The sequence below is a fragment of the uncultured Brachyspira sp. genome, from assembly GCF_944390595.1.
Lineage (GTDB): Bacteria > Spirochaetota > Brachyspiria > Brachyspirales > Brachyspiraceae > Brachyspira.
Window position 1 is genome coordinate 1 of the sequence record NZ_CALXRN010000120.1, and the last position, 2,882, is coordinate 2,882.

Genomic DNA, 2,882 nt, shown 5'->3' on the forward strand with positions numbered 1-2,882 from the left:
CTTTTACTTGCTGAAGCTATTTGGACTAGATATATGCCTAGCAGACAAATAATCAATGATACTATAAAAAGCGGAATAATAGGAAAAGTTACATCATTAACTGCTAATTTAGGTTATGTTATAAATAAAGTACCTAGATTGATAGAGCCGGAACTTGCCGGAGGAGCTTTACTTGATGTTGGTGTTTATACTATAAATTTTGCTTTAATGGTATTCGGTAATAAGATAAAAAAAATAGATTCTTCATGCGTAAAAACTAGCAAAGGTGTAGATGAACAGAACTCTATCACATTAACTTTTGAAGACAATAAAATGGCTATATTAAACTCTACAATGTCAGCATTAACTAACAGAGAAGGAGTTATAAATGGCGACAAAGGTTATATGGTTGTAAAAAATATAAATAATCCTGAAAGCATAACAGTTTATTCATTAGACAGAAAGGTTGTAAAAACAATAAAAGTACCTAAACAAATAAGCGGTTATGAATATCAAATAATTTCATGCATCAATGCTATTAATAACGGCAAATTAGAATGCGAAGAAATGCCTCATGAAGATATTTTAAGTGTAATGAATATAATGGATACTTTGAGAAGAAGCTGGAGAATAAAATATCCTTTTGAAAAATAATTTTATTTAGTATATAAAAAAGCCGCTAATATTTATATATTAACGGCTTTTTATTTATACATATTTTTTAATTAATATCATAAACATATACGCTTTCTGCTATATCTTCATCATCTATCTTCAAAGTATTTTTTGTACCGGAATCTTTAAATCCATTTTTCTCATAAAACTTTTTGGCTTCTTCATTTTTCTCAAAAACGCAAAGACATATATTAGTATAACCAGACTCTTTCATATATTTTACAGCCTGCTCTAATAATAACTTACCTATTCCGGAACCCTGATATATAGGATGAACATATAATGATATTATCTCTCCGTATCCTTCCATATTGCATCTGCTTTTTCCATGGGATATAACAGCAATGGGCTTTCCATCAATATAGGCTAAATGTGCCTCTCTAGTTTTATTATTAATACCATCTTCAAATTCCTCACACCAATCATCTAAATATATTCTTTTAAGGTATGAGTCAGGTATAATATTTTTATAAGCATCTTTCCAGCATATAGCATGAAGTTTGCTTATATCAAAAACATCTTCTAATCCTGCTTTTTTTATAGTTATATCCATTTAATTATACCTCTGCATTTTAATAATAATCATTACTATTAAATAAATTATATATCTATAATAAGTTATTTTCAATTATTTATTTTCTATTTTTAATAAAAAATTATAAAGTGCTGAGATTTCTTAAAGCATTACTTATCAAATCTTCTGTAGTCATATTATCTTTATTTTCTATTGCAGACAAAGCCTTAACAGCTTCATTATTTGAAAAACCTAATGATATCAAAGCTTTTATAACATCGCTTTCATTATCATTACTAATAACAGATGGTGAAATATTTATATCTATCTTTTCTATCTTGTCCCTAAGCTCAAATAAAAGTTTTTCAGCCTTTTTTACTCCCATACCGGATACTTTTTTAAGCAAATTTATATCCTTATTAAAAAGTATATGCATCAAATCATTTATGGAATAAGTAGAAAGAACTTCCATAGCTAATTTAGGGCCTACTCCCGAGGCAGACATCAGAGTAGTAAACATATTTTTTTCTTCTCTAGTTAAAAAACCATAAAGTATCATAGCATCTTCTCTGTGTATAAGTTTGGTATAAAGCCTTATATTATCATCATTTTTCACATCTAATTTTTTTGATACTATAATCTCATAGCCGACACCATTACAAAGAAGAGCAATGACACCTTCTGATATTATTTGAACTTTACCTTCTATAAAAGCAAACATTATAAACTGGGCTCGTATTCTAATTCTTTTATAGTGTCAAGCATTTTATCAGTACTTACTTTAGACTCATCATATTCTACTTCAGCACAAGCATTTTCTAAACTTACATTAACTTTGCTTACACCGTCTAAAGCACTTAATTCTTCTGTAACTGCTTTAACACAATTTTGACAGCCCATACCTTTTATTTTTATAGTAACATTTTTCATTTTATATCTCCTTTGTTATAATTATCTAACAATTATATACTACATAAGGGTATTTTTCAATTATTTTTTTCTATTTTTTCAATATTTTTATGTTCTTCTTCTTTATACAAATTAAATACAACTGTCATTTCAGTGCCAACATTCTCTTCACTTTTAATATGTATGTCAGCATTGTAATAATTACATATATTTTTTACTATTGTAAGTCCAAGACCTGTACCATGAACTTTCAAATATTTATTGTTTTTAACTCTGAAAAATCTTTCAAAAACCCTATTCAAATACTGAGGAGCTATTCCGCATCCTGTATCTTTAACTGAAAATATAGCTTTATCAGCATTCTTTTTTAAATATATCTTTACTTTACCGTCATCATCAGTATATTTTATAGCATTATCAACCAAATTATTAACAACTTCAGTGATTTTTTCTTTATTAGCCATTATAACAGCAGATTCTATATCTAATTGCACATCAATATTTCTCTGCTCGGCTTTTATTCTGTTGCTTTCAAATACATCAAGAACAATATCTTTAATATCTATTTCTTCATCAACTGTTTCTTTCCAATTAGCCTCTATCCTGCTCAATGTAAGCATATCAATAACAAGGTCTTTCATTCTTAAAGCCTCATTATTAATTCTCTTTATAAAATCCGCCTGATTCTTTCCGCCTCCTGTAGCAATAAGAAGCTCGGAATATCCTATTATGGAAGTGAGAGGAGTTTTTAATTCATGAGAAGCATTTATAAAGAAGTCCTGCTTTTCTATCTCAACCTTTCTTA

5 protein-coding genes are annotated in these 2,882 nt (G+C 28.1%); 1 reads left to right on the top strand and 4 read right to left on the bottom strand.

All coding sequences use genetic code 11. The features are described from left to right. Positions 1 to 633, top strand: a 633-nt coding sequence (locus Q0J90_RS06860) for a Gfo/Idh/MocA family protein (RefSeq protein ID WP_297277196.1), incomplete at its 5' end; no start/stop codon positions are given. Between the two features lie 67 nt (positions 634 to 700). Here Q0J90_RS06860 and Q0J90_RS06865 read toward each other — a convergent pair. From Q0J90_RS06865 to Q0J90_RS06880, 4 genes are all read right to left on the bottom strand, one after another. Then, positions 701 to 1,207 carry a GNAT family N-acetyltransferase gene (locus Q0J90_RS06865; protein ID WP_297277197.1) on the bottom strand — a complete coding sequence of 169 codons (507 nt, stop codon included), beginning with the start codon at positions 1,205 to 1,207 and terminating at the stop codon, positions 701 to 703. Between the two features lie 103 nt (positions 1,208 to 1,310). Then, positions 1,311 to 1,889, bottom strand: a complete 579-nt coding sequence (gene ruvA, locus Q0J90_RS06870) for a Holliday junction branch migration protein RuvA (protein ID WP_012670468.1) — start codon at positions 1,887 to 1,889, stop codon at positions 1,311 to 1,313. Further along, a complete protein-coding gene (locus Q0J90_RS06875) occupies positions 1,889 to 2,098 on the bottom strand; it encodes a heavy-metal-associated domain-containing protein (RefSeq protein ID WP_014487389.1) in 210 nt (69 codons plus the stop codon). The genes ruvA and Q0J90_RS06875 overlap by 1 nt, the downstream gene beginning before the upstream one ends. A gap of 56 nt (positions 2,099 to 2,154) precedes the next feature. Continuing rightward, positions 2,155 to 2,882 (bottom strand): HAMP domain-containing sensor histidine kinase (locus Q0J90_RS06880; protein ID WP_297277198.1); only part of this gene is annotated, 728 nt, incomplete at its 5' end.

Excerpts from the sequence above, each read along its gene's own strand:
- Q0J90_RS06865 (WP_297277197.1), bottom strand. The coding sequence starts at position 1,207 with ATGGATATAACTATAAAAAAAGCAGGATTAGAAGATGTTTTTGATATA.
- ruvA (WP_012670468.1), bottom strand. The coding sequence starts at position 1,889 with ATGTTTGCTTTTATAGAAGGTAAAGTTCAAATAATATCAGAAGGTGTC.
- Q0J90_RS06875 (WP_014487389.1), bottom strand. The coding sequence starts at position 2,098 with ATGAAAAATGTTACTATAAAAATAAAAGGTATGGGCTGTCAAAATTGT.